The 19584-nt window shown below is 73.9% G+C and carries 16 protein-coding genes and 1 pseudogene; 7 read left to right on the forward strand and 10 right to left on the reverse strand.

Annotated elements, in window-relative coordinates:
- Positions 1-23 precede the first annotated feature (23 nt).
- From ACO0M4_RS35545 to ACO0M4_RS35570, 6 genes are all read right to left on the reverse strand, one after another.
- Entirely contained in the window at positions 24-2012 is a 1989-nt protein-coding gene (locus ACO0M4_RS35545) for a protein kinase domain-containing protein (protein WP_430375196.1), read from the reverse strand.
- 221 nt (positions 2013-2233) lie between these two features.
- Complete coding sequence (locus tag ACO0M4_RS35550) at positions 2234-2779, reverse strand: putative immunity protein (RefSeq protein WP_430375197.1); 546 nt, start codon at positions 2777-2779, stop codon at positions 2234-2236.
- Between the two features lie 130 nt (positions 2780-2909).
- Positions 2910-4100: an acyl-CoA dehydrogenase family protein gene (locus ACO0M4_RS35555; RefSeq protein ID WP_430375198.1), complete on the reverse strand. Its 1191-nt coding sequence runs from the start codon at positions 4098-4100 to the stop codon at positions 2910-2912.
- A gap of 218 nt (positions 4101-4318) precedes the next feature.
- Positions 4319-4783 carry an SH3 domain-containing protein gene (locus tag ACO0M4_RS35560; RefSeq protein WP_430375199.1) on the reverse strand — a complete coding sequence of 155 codons (465 nt, stop codon included), beginning with the start codon at positions 4781-4783 and terminating at the stop codon, positions 4319-4321.
- Positions 4784-4970: 187 nt separating this feature from the next.
- The gene (locus ACO0M4_RS35565) at positions 4971-5735 is read right to left on the reverse strand and encodes a VOC family protein (RefSeq protein ID WP_430375200.1); all 765 of its coding nucleotides are present in this window, start codon (positions 5733-5735) and stop codon (positions 4971-4973) included.
- Positions 5736-5862: 127 nt separating this feature from the next.
- Complete coding sequence (locus ACO0M4_RS35570) at positions 5863-7038, reverse strand: FAD-dependent oxidoreductase (protein WP_430375201.1); 1176 nt, start codon at positions 7036-7038, stop codon at positions 5863-5865.
- 535 nt (positions 7039-7573) lie between these two features.
- On the opposite strand from ACO0M4_RS35570, the gene ACO0M4_RS35575 reads away from it, so the two are divergent.
- The 3 genes from ACO0M4_RS35575 (at position 7574) to ACO0M4_RS35585 (ending at position 11753) form a co-directional block, all read left to right on the forward strand.
- Positions 7574-7828 carry a DUF5133 domain-containing protein gene (locus ACO0M4_RS35575; protein ID WP_430375202.1) on the forward strand — a complete coding sequence of 85 codons (255 nt, stop codon included), beginning with the start codon at positions 7574-7576 and terminating at the stop codon, positions 7826-7828.
- Positions 7829-8024: 196 nt separating this feature from the next.
- Entirely contained in the window at positions 8025-10451 is a 2427-nt protein-coding gene (locus ACO0M4_RS35580) for a phosphoketolase family protein (protein WP_430375203.1), read from the forward strand.
- A 198-nt stretch (positions 10452-10649) separates the two neighbouring features.
- Positions 10650-11753 carry a Ku protein gene (locus ACO0M4_RS35585; protein WP_430375204.1) on the forward strand — a complete coding sequence of 368 codons (1104 nt, stop codon included), beginning with the start codon at positions 10650-10652 and terminating at the stop codon, positions 11751-11753.
- A 34-nt stretch (positions 11754-11787) separates the two neighbouring features.
- On the opposite strand, the gene ACO0M4_RS35590 is transcribed toward ACO0M4_RS35585, so the two are convergent.
- Together ACO0M4_RS35590 and ACO0M4_RS35595 are read right to left on the reverse strand one after the other, a co-directional pair.
- Entirely contained in the window at positions 11788-13395 is a 1608-nt protein-coding gene (locus tag ACO0M4_RS35590) for an alpha/beta hydrolase (RefSeq protein ID WP_430375205.1), read from the reverse strand.
- A gap of 145 nt (positions 13396-13540) precedes the next feature.
- Positions 13541-14455 (reverse strand): NADP-dependent oxidoreductase, encoded by a 915-nt coding sequence (locus ACO0M4_RS35595; protein WP_430375206.1) that lies wholly within the window; start codon positions 14453-14455, stop codon positions 13541-13543.
- A gap of 399 nt (positions 14456-14854) precedes the next feature.
- Between ACO0M4_RS35595 and ACO0M4_RS35600 the strand changes: the two genes are divergently transcribed.
- Positions 14855-16126 (forward strand): LuxR C-terminal-related transcriptional regulator, encoded by a 1272-nt coding sequence (locus ACO0M4_RS35600; RefSeq protein WP_430375207.1) that lies wholly within the window; start codon positions 14855-14857, stop codon positions 16124-16126.
- A 195-nt stretch (positions 16127-16321) separates the two neighbouring features.
- On the opposite strand, the gene ACO0M4_RS35605 is transcribed toward ACO0M4_RS35600, so the two are convergent.
- Positions 16322-16891: an Lrp/AsnC family transcriptional regulator gene (locus ACO0M4_RS35605; protein WP_430375208.1), complete on the reverse strand. Its 570-nt coding sequence runs from the start codon at positions 16889-16891 to the stop codon at positions 16322-16324.
- A gap of 198 nt (positions 16892-17089) precedes the next feature.
- Between ACO0M4_RS35605 and ACO0M4_RS35610 the strand changes: the two genes are divergently transcribed.
- From ACO0M4_RS35610 to ACO0M4_RS35620, 3 genes and pseudogenes are all read left to right on the forward strand, one after another.
- Entirely contained in the window at positions 17090-17620 is a 531-nt protein-coding gene (locus ACO0M4_RS35610) for a DNA-binding protein (RefSeq protein ID WP_430375209.1), read from the forward strand.
- Positions 17621-17629: 9 nt separating this feature from the next.
- Positions 17630-18547, forward strand: a complete 918-nt coding sequence (locus ACO0M4_RS35615; protein ID WP_430375210.1) for a GNAT family N-acetyltransferase — start codon at positions 17630-17632, stop codon at positions 18545-18547.
- Position 18548: 1 nt separating this feature from the next.
- Positions 18549-18836: pseudogene (locus tag ACO0M4_RS35620) on the forward strand (IS5/IS1182 family transposase); the annotation flags it as partial.
- A 131-nt stretch (positions 18837-18967) separates the two neighbouring features.
- Here the strand turns inward: ACO0M4_RS35620 and ACO0M4_RS35625 are convergent.
- A complete protein-coding gene (locus tag ACO0M4_RS35625) occupies positions 18968-19564 on the reverse strand; it encodes a hypothetical protein (RefSeq protein WP_430375211.1) in 597 nt (198 codons plus the stop codon).
- Positions 19565-19584: the final 20 nt, after the last annotated feature.

The raw sequence follows: 19584 nt of genomic DNA on the forward strand, positions 1-19584 counted from the left end.
CCGGCAGCCCGTAGGGCCGGCCGTTACCGCCGGTGTCCGGCGCGCTCCCGGCGCAGCGCCGCGACCCGGCGGTGCAGGGCGTCCGCCTCGTCGGTCCGCCCCAGCCGCGCCAGGCACTGGGCCTGTTCGCCGCGGCTGGCCAGCGCGTCGAGGTGGGCCGCGCCCAGGGTCCGTTCGCGGGCGTCGGCGACCTCGCGGTAGGCGTCCAGCGCGTCGGCCCAGCGACCGAGGCGGCCCAGCGCCACGGCGATCTCCCGGCGGCTGGCCAGGGTGTCCGGGTGGTCGGCGCCGAGCACCCGGGCCCGGGCCGCGGCGATCTCGCGGGCCTCGGTGAGCGCCTCCGGCCAGCGGTTCAGGCGGCCGTAGTTGACGCCCAGGCCGTGCCGGGCGCGCAGGGTCTCGGGGGCGTCGGGGCCCTGCGCGCGGGTGCGGGCCGCGACCAGGTCGCGGTAGTGGGCCAGTGCCTCCGCGCTGCGGCCCAGCCGGCCCAGGGCGACCCCGGTCTCGTAGCGGGCGGCGAGGGTGTCCGGGTGGTCCGGGCCGAGCGCCGCGGTGCGCCCCGCCGCCACTCCCTGATAGGCCGTCAGGGCCTCCGCCCACCTGCCCAACTGACCGGATACGACGGCATGTTGCCAGCGGGTGTCGAGGGTGTCGGGGTGATGGAGGCCGAGCACCCGGGTGCGCGCCTCGGCGACCTCGCGGACGGTGGTCCGACACTCCTCCAGGCGGCCCAGCCGGCCGAGCCCGACGGCGAGGTGGTGGCGGCAGCCGAGCGTGTCGGGGTGGTCGGGGCCGAGCAGCCGTTCCCGGCCGGCCAGCACCTCGGTGAGGAGTTCCTGGGCCTCGAAGTGCCGGCCGGCCCGGGTCAGTGCGTGGGCGTTCGCCAACCGTCCGGTGAGCGCGCCGAGCCGGGCGTGGTGGTCGCCGGGCGGGGCCGGCCGGTCGGGGCCGAGGGCCGGTGACGCCTCGCCGCGCAGCGGGTCGCCGACGCCGGTCCAGACGTCGGTGAGGACCGCGACGGCCCGGTCCGCCGGGGTGCGACGCGGCGGCCGGCTGCCGACGGCCGGGGCGCCGGCGGTGATGTCGCGGGTCCAGGAGGGCAGCCGCGGGGTGGGCACCGTCAGGTCGTCCGGCGCCGGGCCGGTGCCCCGGGGGGTGCGGCGGTGGCGGGCGTCGGCGAGCCGTTTGGCCAGTTCGTCGGCGTCCCGCGGCCGGTCGTCCGGGTCCTTGGCGAGCAGGTCGAGGACGATCCGCTCGTACGCCTCGGGCAGGTCGGGGCGGGTCGCCCGGAGCGGGTCCGGGGCGGTGTCGCGGTGGCCGACCAGGACCGCCCAGGCGTCGCCCTGGGCGAACGGCGGGGCGCCGGTGGCGACCTCGTAGAGCACGCAGCCGAGGGAGTACAGGTCGCTGCGGTGGTCGACGGTGCCGCCGCCGATCTGCTCGGGCGACATGTAGTGCGGGCTGCCCATGGCGATGCCGGTGCCGGTGAGCCGGGCGGTGAAGCCGATGTCGTGGCCGAGACGGGCGATGCCGAAGTCGCAGATCTTGACCGTGCCGTCGGTGGTCCGGACGATGTTGGCCGGTTTCAGGTCGCGGTGCACCACGGCCTGTTCGTGGGTGTAGGCGAGGGCCGCGGCGATCTGTTCGGCGACCTCGATCACGTCCGGGACGGGGAGCGGCTGGCGCCGGTTGTCGTCCAGCAGCTGACTGAGGTTACGGCCGTTCAGTAGCTCCATGACGATGAAGAGGATGCCGTGGTCCTCCCCGAAGTCGTGCACCACGGTGATCCCGCGGTGCTGGAGCGCCGCGGCCACCCGGGCCTCGCGGCGGAACCGCTCCCGCAGCACCCGTAGGAACCCCGGCTCCTGCTGCTGCCCCATGGGCTTGAGGCACTTGACCGCGACCAGCCGGCCCAGCGCCTCGTCCCGGGCCCGCCACACCTCTCCCATGCCGCCCCGCCCGATGGTTTCGAGCAGGCGGTAACGTCCCTGAATCAGCCTGTGCTCCGCCATCCCTGTCGCCGCCCCCGCTCCCGCGTTCAGCCGCGTGGATCCCCCTGTGTGTCGTGCCCATCCAGTATGGCGGCGGAGTCGCGGAGCTTGAAGGTCCCCTGCCACGTGCCCGGGTCCGCGCCGCGCCGGTGCCCGCGGGGCGTGCTGCGGCGGATCGTCACGAGGGGACGCGCGCCGGCTTTCGCGGCGGTGGTCCGCCCTCCCCGGTTGCCCCGTGGCGGTCAGGGCCTGCCCGGGTGGCGAAGCGCGGCGTCCAGCATGCGGAGCAACTCCCCCACCCGTCCACCGCCACCCGGAGCCGCCGGAAAGCGGTTGAGCACGTCAACGACGCCCGGTGTCGCGCGCAGCGCCACGTGTGCAACGTGTTCGGCACCAACGGTCGGCTCGTCACCGGCGACGAGCTCGGCCGCTCTGGCCGCGTGGGCGCCCGCGCCGAGAAGGTGCTTGACCTGGGTGGCCTTGGCCAACGGATGCAGGTAGGCGGCGCCGGCCGCGGACATCGCCGCCCACGCCGCCTCGCGCGCAGCCGCGGTGTCCGCGCTCTTGGCTGCCTTGAGCGCCGCCCACGCCGTGTCGCGCAGGGCCTTCCCCCGCTCGCCGCCCCGAGCGAACTCCCACGCGGCGTCGATCGCGTGTCGAGGCCGCGAGTCGTCCGGCCGATCGGCCTCGAACATCTCGATCACCGCCTCCGCACAGGCCGCGGCGAACCCGGTGACCTCACGAAGATCCTGCTTGCTCAGAACGATCTCGCCCGCTTCTCCTGCCATGGCTCCATGGTCGACCACCGCGCTGGACAGCGAGGCGGCGGGGCGGCTCCGGGCCGTCCGTACCCGGCGGAGCGGCGAAGTCGGCTGCCCTCCCGCCCTTGTGCCGACGGACATGCCTGGTCGCACCGGATCAGCGCCGTACGCGTGGCATGCCGAGGCCGATCCACGAGATGATCTCGCGCTGGATCTCGTTGTTTCCGCCGCCGAAGGTGAAGATGACCGCGGAGCGGTAGCCGCGTTCCAGTTCGCCGTGGAGCACCGCGCCCGCCGAGCCCTCCGTCAGCGGTCCGGCCGCGCCGGCCACCTCCATCAGCCAGGCGTAGGCGTCCCGGCGGGCCTCGGAGCCGTAGACCTTGACCGCGGAGGCGTCCTGGGGGGTGAGGGTGCCCTGTTGGAGCGCGTCGACCATCCGCCAGTTCAGGAGCTTCATGGCCTCCAGTCTGGTGTGGGTGCGGGCCAGTCGTCCGCGTACCCAGCCCAGGTCGATGACCCGGCGGCCGTCGGCGAGTTTGGTGCCGGCGGCCCAGCGCTGGACGTCGTGGAGGGCGCGGATGGCCATGGTGCCGTGTGCGGCGAGGGTGACCCGTTCGTGGTTGAGCTGGTTGGTGATGATCCGCCAGCCCTGGTTCTCCTGGCCGACGCGGCGGGTGGCGGGGACGGTGATGTTCTCGTAGTAGCTGGCGGTGGTGTCGTGCGAGGCGAGGGTGTTGATGAGGGTGCAGGAGTAGCCGGGGTCACTGGTGGGGACCAGGAGCATGGTGATGCCCTTGTGGGGCGGGGCGTTCGGGTCGGTGCGGACCGCCAGCCAGACCCAGTCGGCGGTGTCGCCGTTGGTGGTCCAGATCTTCTGGCCGTTGACGACGTAGTGGCCGGTCTCCTCGTCGCCTTCGCGCACCGCGCGGGTCTTCAGGGCCGCGAGGTCGGTGCCGGCGTCCGGTTCGCTGTAGCCGATCGCGAAGTCGAGTTCCCCGGAGAGGATCCGGGGCAGAAAGTACGCCTTCTGTTCGTCGGTGCCGAACCGCATGAGGGTGGGGCCGACGGTGTTCAGCGCCATCAGCGGCAGCGGCACCCCGGCCTGGGCCGCCTCGTCGAAGAAGATGAACTGCTCCATGGGCGTCATCCCGCGCCCGCCGTACTCCGTGGGCCAGCCGACGCCCAGCCAGCCATCGGTCCCGAGCCGCCGCACCGTGTCGCGGTAGAAGCGCTTCTGAGCGGCCGGGTCGGCGTACCGGGCGTAGGCGTTGTCCGGTACCAACGCGGCGAAGTACGTCCGCAGTTCGGCGCGCAACCGCTGCTGTTCCGGGGTGTATTCCAGGTGCACGGCCCCTCCACCAGTCGTCCGGTCGGGTCGTCCCGTCGCCGGCGGCCGCCCGGGTACTGACGGCCCGTCGGTTTCCGGGGTCGGGGGCACAGTAGAACGCGTTCCAGTAATTCGGAAGGGTGGGGACCGGCCTTGCGCGGGCGCGCGAAGGGCCCAGCGCGGCCCCTGGAGGGGTGCCGCGCCGGGCCCGTTCCGGAACCGCCGCTCCGCGAGCGGCCTCAGCCCTCGCGCTTGGCGGAGTCGCCCGGCTGGGCGCGGTCGCGGTATCCGTCCTTGCAGTACTTGACGAAGCCGGTGTTCGTCACGTGCTTGGCCGAGATCCAGGTCCGCCGGCTGCCGCGGATCAGGTACCAGAGCTCGTTGCCGCGGATGTTCTGGGCGCGGACCTTGCAGACCAGGTAGACCCGGGCGCCGTTGCGAAGATCACCCTTCGACGCGGAGTCCGTGCTCGGGTACTCGCGCTCGTTCATCCCACGGGCGGCGGTGACGGTGCCGTACGAGGAGGACGGACCGGTCTGCTTCTGGAGGCTGGGCTGCGACTGGGGGCGGGGCTGGGGCTGGGGGTCCGCCTGGGCCGGAGCCGCTACGAGCAGCGTCGCCCCCAGGGCGACAGCCGTGGTCAGTGCACCCGCACCCGCTGCGAGCTTCGTGCCTCGGGCCACGAGGACGTCGGTCGTGGACATAGGGGTCTCCTGTTCTTGACGCGCGATGCCATGCCGCGCAATGCCACCCATTGGTGCGCTGCGGACATTACGCGCAAATACCCCATGCGGTGTGGTGAAACGACGACCGCGGGGCCGATCGTGTGACGTCGTGTGGGGCCGGTGGGCGAAGGAAATCACTCGTCCCTCGGCGCGCCGGTGCGCGCCGTCAGCCTTCCGTACCCGCCTGGTGGATGCCGAAGACGGCGCCCTGCGGATCGCGCACCATCGCGATCCGCGGCCCGTCCGGGACGTCCGTCGGCGCCATCAGCAACATCCCCCCGGAATCGGCGGCCCGCGCCGCGGTCCCGTCGACCGACTCGACCGCGAAGTACGGCAGCCAGTGCGGCCGGACGTCCTCCCGGTCGCGCGCCTCCACGGTGCTCATGCCGCCGAAGTCGGCGCCCTCGATCCCCCACTGGGTGTACGTGCCGTGGGCCCTGACGGTCCATCCGAAGGTCCGGGAGTAGAAGGCCACCGCGGTCTCGGCGTCGTCGGTGGCCAACTCCACCCAGCCGAGCGCACCGGGCGCGTTCAGCAGCTCGGCGCCGGCGAAGGACCGGGCCTGCCAGACCGCGAAGGCCGCGCCCGCCGGATCGGCCAGCACCGCGAACCGGCCCAGATCGAAGACGTCCCGCGGGTCCACCAGCACACTGCCGCCGGCCTCGGACACGGCCGTGGCCAGCGCCTCGACGTCCCCGGTGGCGAAGGTGACGGTCCAGGCGGTCGGCTGGCCCGGCGCGTACAGCGGGGTGGCCGCGGCGACCTGGGCGTCGCCCACGGAGAAGACCGTGTAGCCGCCGGCCCCGGCCCGCTGGTCGGTCGTGGCGTGCCAGCCGAAGACCTCGCGGTAGTAGACCGCGGCCGAGGCCACGTCCGAAGTGCCCAGCTCCACCCAACACGGCGCACCGGGCATCGGCTCGGTGATCTTCACGCGCTGCTCCGTCCCTCGGCGCCACGGCGGGGCGAACGACGCACCGGACCGCGCCGCCCCCGACCTCCCCGTGCTGCCGATCGTCCGACGGGTGGTGCGGGCCCGCAACCCGGCGCGGCGGGCGGGGTCAGGGCTGGTGCGGGTGCAGCTGCCGGCGGCGGGACAGGCGGTGGCGGATGCGCGCGGTGTCCGGGGCGAGGGCGGTGTCCAGGTCGCGGGCGGCCGCCTCGGCGGCGGTGGTCGAGCGGGGGAAGAGCGCCGCCTCGTACGCGCGGACCGCCTGGTCCGGGTCGGTCTGCCAGGTGTGCGCCTCGGCGAGGTGCTGGGCGAGTTCACAGCCGTCCTGTAGGGCCAGGTCGGCGCCCGGGCCGGAGAGTGGCGTCATCACGTGCGCGGCGTCGCCGAGCAGCGTCAGGCCCGAGGTGTGCGGCCAGGTGTGCGGCACCGGCAGCGCGAACAGTGGACGGTTGGCGAACCCGCCGTCGCTGTCGCGGAGCAGCGCCAGCAGCCGGTCGTGCCAGCCGTCGAACCCGGCCAGCAGGGCGGCCCGGACCGCCTCGGTGTCCGCGGTGCTCACCCCGGCCGCCCGCGCCCAGTCCTCGGATCCCCGGAAGGCCGCGTAGACCCTGACCCGGCCGCGGCCGTCGCGCCGGGCGAGCAGTCCCTTGCCCCCGGACAGCGCCATCATGGTGCCGCGGCCGACCAGCCGGGCGAGCTCCGGGTGCCGGGTGTCGACGTCGTCGAGGCCGGTCTCGACGAAGGTCACACCGGAGTAGTGCGGCACCCCCTCGGACAGCAGCGACCGGACCCGGGACCAGATGCCGTCGGCGCCGATCACCAGGTCGAAGGTGGCGGTCCCGCCGTCGTCGAAGACGGCCTGGTGGCGGCCGCCGCCGCGCGGGTGCAGCGTCCGCAGGTAGCTGCCCCACCGGATGGTGCCGGGCGCGAGCGAGTCCACCAGCAGGCGGCGCAGCTCGCGCCGGTCGATCTCGGGGCGTTCGGCGGCCTCTCCGGGCTCGGGGGCGTCCTGGTGGAGCACCGCGCCGGTGCGGTCGAGCAGCCGGACCTCTTGGCCGGCGGGCCGGGACGCGGCGCGGAACGCCTTCTCCAGGCCGGCCGACCGCAGCGCCGCCTGCCCGGTCGCCGCGCGCAGTTCCAGGGGCCTGCCCGGCCCGGCCCCCACGGGGCTGAGGTCCCGTTCGAAGACGGTCACCGGCACCCCGTACCGCTGGAGCACCCGGGCGCAGACCAGCCCGCCGGGGCCGGCCCCGATGATCGCGATGCGGAAGGTGATGGGAGGCATGGCGCGGCGCTCCTCGGGTGGTCCGCGGTCCGTCCTCCGGCCGGGACGGGCCTCGCTACCAGAGGAGCACAGCGGCCCCGAAAGTGCGATCGGTGCCGACCGCCGGCCCGGCCGGGGGCACGCCGGCAGGGCGCGGAGCAGGATCAACGAACCCTCCAGGACGGGCTGTTCGCGCCGGGTGCCGTGACGGGCGTCCCAGGTGTCGTCGGCCAGATCGCGGTGCAGGGCGTCGGCGGAGCGGGCCGGGACGCGGCGCGGCGCGTCGACGAGGCGCTACGCGGAGCACGCCCCGCGGGTGTGCTCCGCGTAGCGACGAGGGACCCGGGGCGGCCGCAGTGCGCCCCCCGTCGAAGCCGTCGGAGCCCGGCGACCACCCGGCGCCCGAGCCACCCGATTGAACCCGCCCGACAGCCCGGTACGCCGGCCGCGGTGGACCGTCCGGTTGCAGGGGCCGCACGGTCGGCGCAAGGTGGGAGCCACTCGGGTTCGGGCGCGCCCCGGCGCGCCGGTCAGCCGCCCCTGGGACGCCGAGCCGATGTCGGGAGAAGACGGCATGCTGCTGCCGGACAAGTCCGTACTCACCTCACTGCTGCGGCGCTACCGCGTCTGGGAGCGGGTGGTGCTCGCCGATCCGCACGATCCGGCGGCCCGGCGCCAGTTGGAGGACCTGGCCTACACGCTGTGCGTGCTGATGGGCCGACGCACCGTCCACGAGGCGATCATCGAGGCCGAGCGCTACCTCGCGACCGGCCGGACCGTGCCCCGGACCGCCGACCGGCGCAACGGCTAGGGCGCGTCAGAAGCGCCCTAGCCGGTCCGGTGGGTCAGGGTCGGACCGGCCGCGGACCTGCCGTGACCCACCGGACCGGCCCCAGCGCCCGTCCGGTCCCGACCCACCGGCCCGGCCCGGCCCGGCCCCAGCGCAACAGTCAGCGCGAACCGCAGCGGTGTCACCGTCCGCGCCGCGCAACACAGAGGAGCAGACCGTGGGACACCCCGGAACCCCGACGACCACGGCCCCGGCCCCCTCGGCGGCCGGGGCGGCGGACGCGGCCGCCCCACTCGGCCCGGCCGAGCTGACCGCCCTCGACGCGTACTGGCGGGCCGCCAACTACCTCGCCGCCGGACAGATCTACCTGATGGCCAACCCGTTGCTGACCGAGCCGCTGCGCCCGGAGCACATCAAGCCCCGGCTGCTCGGCCACTGGGGCACCTCCCCCGGCCTGAACCTCGTGCACACCCACCTCAACCGGGTGATCAAGGCCCGGAGCCTGGACGCGCTGTGCGTCTGGGGGCCGGGGCACGGCGGACCGGCCGTCCTGGCCAACTCCTGGCTGGACGGGACGTACACCGAGACGTATCCGGACGTGACCCGGGACGGGGCCGGGATGGCGCGGCTGTTCCGCCAGTTCTCGTTCCCCGGCGGGGTGCCCAGCCACGTCGCACCGGAGACCCCCGGCTCCCTCCACGAGGGGGGTGAGCTGGGCTACTCCCTCACCCACGCGTACGGTGCCGCCTTCGACAACCCGGAGCTGCTGGTCGCCTGCGTGATCGGCGACGGGGAGGCGGAGACCGGGCCGCTCGCCGCGTCCTGGCACGCCACCAAGTTCCTCGACCCGGTGCACGACGGAGCGGTGCTGCCGATCCTGCACCTCAACGGCTACAAGATCGCCAATCCGACGGTGCTGGCCCGCATCCCGGAGGACGAGCTCGACGCGCTGCTGCGCGGCTACGGCCACGAGCCGCTGCACGTCGCCGGCGACGACCCGGCCGCGGTGCACCAGGCACTGGCCGCGGCCATGGACCGGGCGTTGGACCAGATCGCGGCGATCCACCGCCGGGCCCGCACGGACGGCGACACCGGGCGCCCGCACTGGCCGATGATCGTGCTGCGCACCCCCAAGGGCTGGACCGGCCCGCACGAGGTGGACGGGCAACCCGTCGAGGGCACCTGGCGCGCCCACCAGGTCCCGCTGTCCGGGGTCCGCGACCACGCCGACCACCGGCACCAGCTGGTGCAGTGGCTGCGCTCGTACCGGCCGGAGGAACTGTTCGACGAGGCGGGGCGGCCGCGCCCGGAGGTGCTGGAGTGCGTGCCCGAGGGCCGGCGTCGGCTGGGCGCCTCCCCGCACGCCAACGGCGGTCTGCTGCTGCGCGACCTGCCGCTGCCCCCGCTGGAGCGGCACGCCGTCGAGGTCGACAAGCCCGGCACCGCCCTGCACGAGCCGACCCGGGTGCTCGGCCGACTGCTGACCGACGTCATGGCGGCGACGGCCGAGCGGCGCGACTTCCGGCTCGTCGGCCCGGACGAGACCGCCTCGAACCGGCTGGACGCCGTGTACGAAGCCACCGCCAAGGCGTGGCAGGCGACGACGCTCCCCACCGACGAGCACCTGGCGCCCGGCGGCCGGGTGATGGAGGTGCTCTCCGAGCACCTCTGTCAGGGGTGGCTGGAGGGCTATCTGCTCACCGGGCGGCACGGGCTGTTCTCCAGCTACGAGGCGTTCGCCCATATCGTCGACTCGATGGTCAACCAGCACATCAAGTGGCTGCGGACCGCCCGCCGGCTGCCCTGGCGGCGCCCGATCGCCTCCCTCAACTACCTGCTCACCTCGCACGTCTGGCGGCAGGACCACAACGGCTTCTCGCACCAGGACCCCGGCTTCGTCGACCACGTCCTCGACAAGAGCCCCGAGGTCGTCCGGGTCTACCTGCCGCCGGACACCAACACCCTGCTGTCGGTGGCCGACCACGCGCTGCGCAGCCGCGACTACGTCAATGTGATCGTGGCCGGCAAGCAGCCCTGCTTCGACTGGCTCACCCTCGACCAGGCGCGGGCGCACTGCGCCCGTGGTGCCGGCGCCTGGGAGTGGGCGGGGTCCGAGGACGGCGACCGCGCCCCCGACGTGGTGCTGGCCTGCGCCGGGGACGTGCCGACGCAGGAGACGCTGGCCGCCGCCGACCTGCTGCGTCGCCATCTGCCGCGGCTGGCGGTGCGGGTGGTCAACGTCGTGGACCTGGCCCGGCTGCTGCCGGCCGGCGTCCACCCGCACGGGATGCCGGACGCCGAGTTCGACGCCCTGTTCACCCGGGACCGGCCGATCATCTTCGCGTACCACGGCTATCCCTGGCTGATCCACCGGCTCTGCTACCGCCGCGCCGGTCACCAGCAGCTGCACGTCCGCGGCTACAAGGAGGAGGGCACCACCACCACACCGTTCGACATGGTCGTCCGCAACGACCTCGACCGGTTCCGGCTGGTGATGGACGTAGTGGACCGGGTGCCGGGGCTGGGCGTCCGCGCGGTGGCGTTGCGGCAGGCGATGGCGGACGCCCGGACCCGGCACCACGCCTGGATCCGGGAGCACGGCACGGATCTGCCGGAGGTCGCGGAGTGGACCTGGACCGGATGATCACCGCCGTCGCCCCGCACCCGTCGCCCGTCGCATAGCTGACAAAGCGTCAGCCAGAGGCCGGCTCCCGTGCCGGTGTGCGCGGTGGCCGTGTGGCGTGGGCGGCGCCGGCCCGTGCGGACCGGCTCGGGAGGTGGGCGGGGGCCCGGCCTCCTAGCATGAGAGGGCACCGAACCGCACCACGAAGGCGGCTCCCCCATGCGCCCCACCGCGAAGTTCTCCATCAGCTTCGGCCTGGTCACGATCCCGGTGGCCGCCTACAACGCCACGGACACCACCGCCTCGGTCAGCTTCGTGCGGCTCCACACGGCGGACGGCGGGCGGGTACGCAACCAGCCGGTCTGCTCCCTCGAAGGCACCGAGGTCTCCCCCGACGAGATCGGCCGCGGCTACCGGACCGACGACGACACCCTCGTCCCGCTGACCGACGACGACCTGGACGCGCTGCCGCTGCCCACCGCCAAGACCCTGACCATCCTGGCCTTCGTCGCGGGCGGTGACATCGATCCGCTCCAGCTGGGCAAGGGCTACTACCTGGGCGTCGACGGCCCGGCGGCGGCGAAGCCGTACGCCCTGCTGCGGGACGCGATGGAGCGGCACCGGCGGGTGGGGCTGGGCAAGATCGCGCTGCACGGCCGGGAGAGCCTGGCGATGATCCGGCCGGTGGAGGACGTGCTGGTCATGCAGGTGTTGCTGTGGCCGCATCAGATCCGCCCGATGACCGGCGTCCTCCCGGAGCGGGAGGTGAAGGTCGCCGCCAATGAGGTGCGGGCCGCCGAGACGCTGATGGACTCCTTCGGCGAGCTGTCCGAGGAGGACGTGCACGACCACTACCGGGAGGCGTTGGAGGAGATCGTGGCGGCCAAGCTCGCGCACCGCGAGCCGGAGTTCGAGGCGGGCGAGGAGCAGCCGGCGGGGCAGGTCATGGACCTGATGGCGGCCCTCCAGGACAGCGTGCGGGCCGCGCAGCGGGCCCGCGGCGAGACCGTCGAGGCGGACGAGGCGGACGGAGCGGGCGGGGCCACCGGGGCGGGCGGCGGAGCGCGGCCATCGGGCCGTACGGCGACGAAGACCGCGGCCCGCAAGACCGGTGCCGCCCGGAAGACCGCCGAGCGGCAGCCCGCGAAGTCGACCGCGGCGGGCGCGACGAAGGGGACGAAGGGCGGGTCGGCGACCGGCGGGTCGGCGACGGGGAAGAAGTCCGCGGCGGCGACGGGCACCGGCGCGAAGAAGACGGCGGGCGCGGCCCGGAAGACGGCCGCGGCGAAGCAGACCGCCGGCCGCGGGCGGAAGGCGGGCTGAGCCCCACGGGGGGGGGCGGCTGGCGCCCGGGCCGTCAGCGGCAGCCGGTGCCGCCCACCGGCAGCACACCGTCCATCAGGAACGCGTCCACCTTCTGCCGTACGCACGGGTTGCCGGAGGCGTACGCGGCGTGTCCCTCACCGTGGTACGTCAGCACCACGCTGGCGTTGCCCAACGCCCGGGCCATGTGCGCGGCGCCCTCGTACGGCGTGGCCGGGTCGTCGGTGGTGGCCACGAGCAGGGCGGGCGGGGCGTCGTGGGCGGCCACGTCGCGGGAGGAGTCGTCGCCCGGGACGGGCCAGCCGTAGCAGTCCAGCAGCGTCGGGGCGATGTCCGGGCCGAAGAGCGGGGACGCTTGGGTGAGTTCGCTCGCGGCGCGCGGGTAGTCGGCGGGACCGTAGCGCTCGGAGGTGTCCCGGCAGCTGATCGCCCGGAGGGCCAGTTGGTCCTGGGAGGGCATCGCCTCGGTCAGGCCGCGCGCCGGGCTGCCGCCGCCGTCCCGGCCGGCCCGTCCGGTGCCGCTGCCACCGCTGCCGCCGCCGCTCAGTTGCAGGATCCCGGTGGCGTCCCCGTGGCGCAGTTGCGCCAACGCGTCCCGCAGCGAGGGCCAGCTCGCCCGGCTGTAAAGGGCCTCCCGCAGCGCGTAGACGTAGGTCGTGCCGTTCACGTCCGTGCCCTGCGCGGAGATCGGATGGTCCGTCAACTTCTGGTACCAGGAGGTGAGTTGCTGTCGGGCGGTGGTGGTGTCCGCGCCGAGCGGGCAGCCGCTGGTGTGGACGCAGTCGGTGGCGAAGTCGTCGAGCACCCGTTGGAAGCTGCGCGCCTGGGCGAGCGCGGTCTGCCAGGTGTTCTTGGTCGGGTCCTCGACGCTGTCCAGGACCAGCCGGCCGGCGTTCCGGGGGAAGGCGTGGAGGTAGTTCGCGCCGAGCCGGGTGCCGTAGGAGAAGCCGAGGTAGTTGAGTTTGCGGTCGCCGACGGCTGACCGCAGGACGTCCATGTCCCGGGCGACGTCGGGGGTGCCGACCCAGGGCAGTAGCGCGCCGGAGTACCGGCCGCAGGCTTCGTTGATGCGCTTCTCGTTGGCGGCGAGGCCGGCCGCGCCGCTGCCGCCGGCGGGGGTGTAGCTGGTGCCGCAGGAGATCGGGTCGGTGTGGCCGGTGCCGCGCGGGTCGAAGCTCACCAGGTCGTAGCGCTGTCCGAGGTGAGCGAAGGCGTCACTGTTGCCCATGAGGTAGTTGACGCCTGAATCACCGGGGCCGCCGGGGTTGATGACCAGCGAGCCCAGCCGCTTCCCGGGCCCGGTGGCGGGCAGCCGGACCAGTTGGACGCGCAGCGTGCCGCGCTCCGGGTGGCGGTAGTCGCGCGGGACCTCCAGCCGGGCGCACTGGAAGCGGCCCGCGGCGGCGGACGACGGCGCGGTGCCGGGCGTTGATGGCGGTGGCGAGCCGTGGCCGGACGGGCCGGCGCCGGGAAAGCCCACCGGGCAGGGCTGCCAGTCCGGCCGCTGGGCGGCGAAGCGCGTGAGGTCCGGGCCGGCGGAAGGCCCCGGGCCAGCGGCCAGCGCCGGGGCCGGAATCCCTGCCAGGGCGCCGGCCAGCGCACCCGACGCCAGCACCGCGAGGGCTCCGCGAAGACCCGGCATACCCCGAGGGTAGGGCCGCGGCCCTGGAGGAGCATCCGGACGCTGTGCTACCAACGGGCCCGCCCGGCCGCAACCGGGGCCCGGCCGCGCCCCGCAATCGGGGCGGCGGCCCGGGCCCCGCACCGGCCCGGCCGGGCCCGCCCGCTCACACCGTGATGATCAACTTGCCGCGGACGTGCCCCTCCTCGCTCAACTGCTGGGCGGCGGCCGCCTCGGCGAGCGGGAAGGTCCGCACGACCGGGACGACCAGCCGGCCCTCGACGGCGAGCCGGGCGTGCCGGACCAGACCCTCCCGGATCACCTCCGGCTGGTCGGCGACCCCGGAGAACGGGACGCCGTGGGCGGCCGCGTTCATATCGGCGATGGTGACGATCCGGTCGGTGGTGCCGCCACGCAGCGCGATCGAGACCGGCAGGGCGTCCTGCCCGGCCGAGTCGAAGACCGCGTCCACGCCCTGCGGGGCGACCGCCCGCACCCTCTCCTCAAGGCCCGCCCCGTACGCCACCGGGATCGCGCCCAGCGTGCGCAGGAAGTCGTGGTTGGCCGGGGAGGCGGTGCCGATCACCGTGGCCCCGGCGGCGACCGCGAGTTGTACGGCGGCCTGGCCCACGGCACCGGCGGCGCCGTGCAGCAGCAGCGTCTCCCCGTCCTTCAGGCCGAGTTCGCGCAGTACCCGGTCGGTGGTCGCCACGGCGACCGGCAGCGTCGCGGCGGCCTCGAAGCTCAACTCGGCGGGCTTGTGCACAAGGGTGTCGGCGATGACGTACTCGGCGTAGGCGCCCGTCCTGGACCAGCCGAAGACCTCGTCGCCGACGGCGAACGCGGTGACGCCGTCGCCGACCGCGTCCACGACCCCGGCGATCTCCAGGCCCGGTACGGCGGGGAAGGTCGTCGGGTAGTGCTGCTCGACCAGGCCGTAACGCCGTTTGTAGTCAAGGGGATTGACCCCCACGGACACCACCTTGACCCGGACCTCGCCGGCCGCCGGCACCGGCTTCTCGATGTCCCCAAGGCTCAGCACCTCGGGCCCGCCGAACCGGTAGTAAACAATCGCTCGCATAGTGAACCCACTCCCCGTGATCACGATCTTGGGCTTGCTTCTTGCTTGCTTCTTGCTTCTTGCTTCTTGCTTGCTTTCTTGACTTCTTGACTTGGCGACTTCTTGCCGCTCACATCTCGCGTCTCACATCTCGCGTCTCGTATCTCGCATCTCGCTTCTCGCTTCTCGCTTCTCGCTTCTCGCTTCTCGCTTCTTGGACTCGGACCTGGTTGGCACGAAGTGGTCCGTCCGTGAAGGAGTGGCCGCGACAGGGCCGTGCCGGCGCCGGTCACCCGGGGGCCGCGGCCTGCCGCCCTCAGCCTCACGGACGGCCGGAACCACCGTGCCCAGCCATCGGGACAGTCCCACCTGTCCCGATGGCCAGGCCGCACCCGGCCACCGCTGGCTACGCTGCCCTCCATGGAGTTGACCGGCCCCGTGCCCGCCCTGAGCGCCGCCTACGAGGTGATCCGCACCCCCCTGGGGCAGATCCTGCCGCGGTTGTCCGCGATCCTGGCCGACCTGGTCCCGCACCGGGCGGCGGCCGAACTCACCACGCACTGCGCCCACACGCCGTTCAAGACGCACGGCGACCCGGCGCTCACCCGGCGCCTGACGGCCGCGGACCTGGCCCCGCTACTGGACTCGGGCGACCCGGGCCGGCCGTGGCAGGGCACCCTCCCGCTCGCCGGCGCCGACCACCCCGTACTCGCCGTCACCAGCGACGCCACCCCGCGCGGCGCGGTGCTGCTCCTGGTGCGCACGGTCCCGGAGGACGGCCCCGCCGCCCCGTTGGACGACTCCGTCACCGCCGTCGTCCAGGCCCTGTGGAACGTCGTCACCAGCCACTTCGACCGGATGGCCGCGGAGGCGGTACCGGGCGCGCTGGCCCGGTCCCGGACCGCCGCCGGGACCCGGGCGCGGGTGATCACCGAGCTGGGCGAGGCGCATACGGCGGCGCTCACCGGGCTGTTGAGCGTGCTGCGCAGCCGCAGTCTGGACGACGCCGGGGCCCGCGCCGCGGCGACCGATCTGGCCGCCACCGCCCTGGTGGAGTTGCGGACGGCGGCCGAGCGCGACCAGCAGATCGCCGAGGAGCCGGCCGACCAGGCGTTCGCCCTGCTCACCGAGTCGCTGCGGCCACTGGTCCGCTACCGCTCGGTCCGGCTGGAGTTCGGCCCGCCGGACTCGCCGCGCAGCGTGGCCGCCGATGTCGCCCACACCGCGCGGGCCGTCGTCCGGGCGGTCCTGTTGGTGGCGCTGGAACAGGACGCGGTGCGCCGGGTCCGGGTCACCTGGGAGCTCACCGACGACGCACTGCGCGCAACGGTGCGGGACGACGGCCCCGGCACGCTCACCGCGCACGACCTCGCCCCCGCCCGGGTCCGGGAACGGCTCGACGTCCTCGACGGCCACCTGGACATCGACGCGGTCCCCGGGTGGGGCACCACGGTGACGGCGGCCATCCCGTTGCGCGCCTTCCAGGATCCGGCGCCGGACCCGTTGACCGCCCTGGGCGAGCGGGAGTTGCAGGTGCTGGCGCACCTCGCGCTCGGCCACCGCAACCGGATGATCGCCGAGGAACTGCACATCAGCCAGTCCACGGTGAAGTTCCACGTCGCCAACATCCTCACCAAACTGGGCGTCGGCTCCCGCGGGGAAGCGGCGGCCCTCTTCCACGCGGCGGCGTAGCGCCGGGGCGTGGGCCGGGGCCGGGGCCGGGGCCGGGGCCGGGGCCGGGGCCGGGGCCGGGGCCGGGGCCGGGGCCGGGGCCGGGGCCGGGGCCGGGGCCGGGGCCGGGTTGACGCTGACACGACCGGGCGTGCTGCCGCGACCGGGTCACCACGGCAGCGGGTCATCGGCTCAACGGCTCACCGGGGCAGCGGCTCACCGGGGCAGCGGCAGCAGCGCCCCGGCGCGTTTCACGGTGCGGATGACCGGGGCGGTCTCCATCGTCCGGATGGCGTCCAACGACGCGATCCGCTCGGTCAGGTAGCGGGCGAGGTCGAGAGGGTCCCGGCAGGTGACGGCGGCCAGCAGGTTGGTCGGTCCGGTGGTCATGGCGACGAAGGACGCCTCGGGGTGCCCGGCCATCGCCGCGGCAACGGCCGTGAGCCGGGAGGGGCGTACGGACATCCACAGGCGGGCCTCGGTGCGGAAGCCGAGGGCGGCGGGCGGGACGTCGACGAGGAAGACGAGCACCCCGGCCCGGCGCAGCACGGTCAGGCGGCGGCGCACGGTCGACTCCGACACCCCGGCCGCGGCGGCGAGTTCGGTATGACCGGCCCGGCCGTCCCGGGACAGCGCCTCCAACAGCTGCCGGTCCACCGGCCCGATGGCGAGCCCGGCCCCCTCGGCCCCCGGGGAGTCCGCGTCCGCCGCGGTCGTGTCGTCCGCGGTCGGCGGGGTGAGCAGCGCGCCCCGTTCGGGGGCGAGTCGGGCGGAGCTGGCCCACAAACACCCGTCCCGCATACTCCCGCCGGGCATTCGGAAGCCTAGCCAGTCAATACCCCCAGGGGGTAGGCAAATCCCAGCCACCTGCACACCGAGCCCGCAGCGCACCCAGCCACCCGCACTCCCAACCCTCTCCCCTTGAACGATCCGTTCACAACACTCTATTAACAACGGGGGGGCACAACCCGGCACCCTGACACCATGTCAGCGACTTCGGGACAGCCCCAACAGCCCACCCCCACTGCCCAATCCGACCAAACCGCCGAGTCCACCGACCCGTTCACTCCCCCGGACCCCGGCCAGGCCCGCGCACACCGCGCCCATGCCGCCCTCTTCCGGATCGCCGAACGGCACGCGGCCACCGACGAGCAGCGCCGGCGCCAGGTGCACCCCGCCTTCGTCGGCCCCCACGAAGCCGTCCGCCTCGTCTCGTTCCTGCTCAGCGGGGCCGCCCTCCTCCAGGACGGCGAACCGGAGGTGGACCGCGCCGACGTCACCGCCGCCCTGAGCCTGATCCCGGTGGTGCGCGGGGAGATGGACGAGCTGGAGGCCGGACTCCTCCAGATGGCCCGCGGCCGCGGCATGACCTGGCAGGAGATCTCCTTCGGCCTCGGCCTCGGCACCCCGCAGGCCGCCCGGCAGCGCTACGAACGCCTGGTGGGCCGCACCACCATCGACGCCGAAGCGGACACCGCCCAAGGGGCCGTGGCGGGTTCCCCGAACCAGCAGTAGTCTCCGCCGATGCCTGTTCTCCTACCGACGCTGCCCGCGGGTTACGAGGGGCGACCGACCACGGCCGACGACGTGACCGCGATCCACCGCCTGGTCGCCGCCTGCGAGCGCGCGCTGTACGGCCGGGTGCAGGCCGATCCCGGCGGTATCGCAGCGGACCTCGACCGACCGGGCCTGGACCCGCAGCGGGACACCCTGCTGGTCCACGACCGGGCGGGGCAACTGGCCGCCCGGGCCTGGGTGAACCGACGCTCCGAAGTGGACGTCCACCCCGCGCACCGGGGCCGCGGCCTGGGCACCGCACTGCTGGACTGGGTCGAGGCCCGGGCCCGCCAGGCGGGGAGCGAGGGGATCGTGCAGACCGTGCCGGACGACGACACCCACGCCGTCGCGCTCGTGCGGTCCCGCGGGTACCAGCCGCTGGTGACGGCCTGGCAGCTGGAGTTCGCCATGCCCGACGAGCCGACGGTGCCCGCACCGCCCGCGGGCCTCACCGTCCGGCCGTTCCGCTCCGGCGACGGGCCCGCCGCCCACCACCTCATCGAGGACGCGTTCGACGAGTGGCAGCCGCGCCGCAAGTCCTACGAGGAGTGGGCCCGGCACACCGTCGACCGGCCCGCCTTCGCCCCCGCCCTGTCGGCACTGGCCCACAGCGGCGACCAACTCATCGGCGCGGTCATGTCGTTGGACCTCCCGGAGGCGGGCGAAGGCTACATCGAGCAGGTAGCGGTCCACCCCGACCACCGCAACCAGGGCATCGCCCGCCTGCTGCTGCGCCACGCCTTCCGCGCCTTCCACCGGCAGGGCCGGCGGACCTGCACCCTGTGGACCCACTCGGACACCGGCGCGCTCGCCTTGTACCTGCGCGTGGGCATGACGGTCCGCCACAGCTCCACGGTCCACCGGAAGGCCCTGACGGACGACTGACGACCCCGCCTACTCGTCCCGGCGGAACCGCCGGCATCTGCGGCGTCCGCAGATCAAGCACACCCTTCCCGAACGCGAGGATCAGCGGGCCAACCGCCAGCGCCGCGCTAGCGCGGGCGGCCGGCCCACCGGCTTCGACCAGACGATCTACAAGCGCCACAACGAAGTCGAGCGAACGATCAACGCGCTCAAAGGCTTCCGCGCCGTAGCCACGCGCTTCGACAAAAGAGCGTATGTCTTCCATGGCACGGTGGCCGTCGCGGCTATTCGCCTGTGGCTTCGCTCGTGATCCGCCGGACAGTCCTTACGGCGCAACCCCAAGTCGGGTTCGTCGTCCAGCAGAAGCGCACTCCTACAGGACCCGAACATCGCCCCCTGCGATTTCTGCCGGCCGGGCACCGAGCTGGGTCTTGACGTGGCCTAATGGACCATGTTCCACATCTGGTACCGGTTGGTGTGGTTGTAGCAGGTGGTCTTGGCGACCGGGGCGCCCTGCGGGAGGCCCTGGTCCCACAGCAGCTGATTCCGGTGTCCGTCCTGCCCGCGATCAAGGCAGAGCACATCGTTGAAGTCCGGCTGGTAGTTGGCGAACTGCCAACTGTTGCGAGGGTTGCCGGAACTGTTACCGACCCAGGTCATGTTCCACTGGTCGTGGTAGTCGCTCGAATTGCAGCCGGCCGCGCGGGTTGCGAACCAGCCATCGGCTTCCGGGATGCCCCGCGACCACTGGACTCGCAGGCAGTTGCCCTCCTTGCGATGGACGATCTGCACCCGGTCGTAGTAGCCACCGACGTTGCTGTCGTAGGACACGACGTTCCACCGCTGCCACGGATTACCGGGCTGGCACGGATTGGTGTAGACATCGCCGCCGTTGGAGTCCAGGCAGTATCCGGTGGCGTAGTCCTGGAGCATCACGTTGTACTGGTAGGTGTTCGCTTGGGCGGTGCCCGTTGTTCCCGCCACTGCCGCAGCCGTCAGCGCGCCGGCCACCAGTGCCGATCTCACCTTCAAGTTCACCGAGAGTCCTCTCTCCCCGT

The organism is Streptomyces sp. RGM 3693, from assembly GCF_050471125.1.
Classification (GTDB): Bacteria; Actinomycetota; Actinomycetes; order Streptomycetales; family Streptomycetaceae; genus Streptomyces.

Excerpts from the sequence above, each read along its gene's own strand:
- ACO0M4_RS35545 (WP_430375196.1), bottom strand. The coding sequence starts at position 2,012 with ATGGCGGAGCACAGGCTGATTCAGGGACGTTACCGCCTGCTCGAAACC.
- ACO0M4_RS35550 (WP_430375197.1), bottom strand. The coding sequence starts at position 2,779 with ATGGCAGGAGAAGCGGGCGAGATCGTTCTGAGCAAGCAGGATCTTCGT.
- ACO0M4_RS35560 (WP_430375199.1), bottom strand. The coding sequence starts at position 4,783 with ATGTCCACGACCGACGTCCTCGTGGCCCGAGGCACGAAGCTCGCAGCG.
- ACO0M4_RS35570 (WP_430375201.1), bottom strand. The coding sequence starts at position 7,038 with ATGCCTCCCATCACCTTCCGCATCGCGATCATCGGGGCCGGCCCCGGC.
- ACO0M4_RS35575 (WP_430375202.1), top strand. The coding sequence starts at position 7,574 with ATGTCGGGAGAAGACGGCATGCTGCTGCCGGACAAGTCCGTACTCACC.
- ACO0M4_RS35585 (WP_430375204.1), top strand. The coding sequence starts at position 10,650 with ATGCGCCCCACCGCGAAGTTCTCCATCAGCTTCGGCCTGGTCACGATC.
- ACO0M4_RS35590 (WP_430375205.1), bottom strand. The coding sequence starts at position 13,395 with ATGCCGGGTCTTCGCGGAGCCCTCGCGGTGCTGGCGTCGGGTGCGCTG.
- ACO0M4_RS35595 (WP_430375206.1), bottom strand. The coding sequence starts at position 14,455 with ATGCGAGCGATTGTTTACTACCGGTTCGGCGGGCCCGAGGTGCTGAGC.
- ACO0M4_RS35600 (WP_430375207.1), top strand. The coding sequence starts at position 14,855 with ATGGAGTTGACCGGCCCCGTGCCCGCCCTGAGCGCCGCCTACGAGGTG.
- ACO0M4_RS35610 (WP_430375209.1), top strand. The coding sequence starts at position 17,090 with ATGTCAGCGACTTCGGGACAGCCCCAACAGCCCACCCCCACTGCCCAA.
- ACO0M4_RS35615 (WP_430375210.1), top strand. The coding sequence starts at position 17,630 with ATGCCTGTTCTCCTACCGACGCTGCCCGCGGGTTACGAGGGGCGACCG.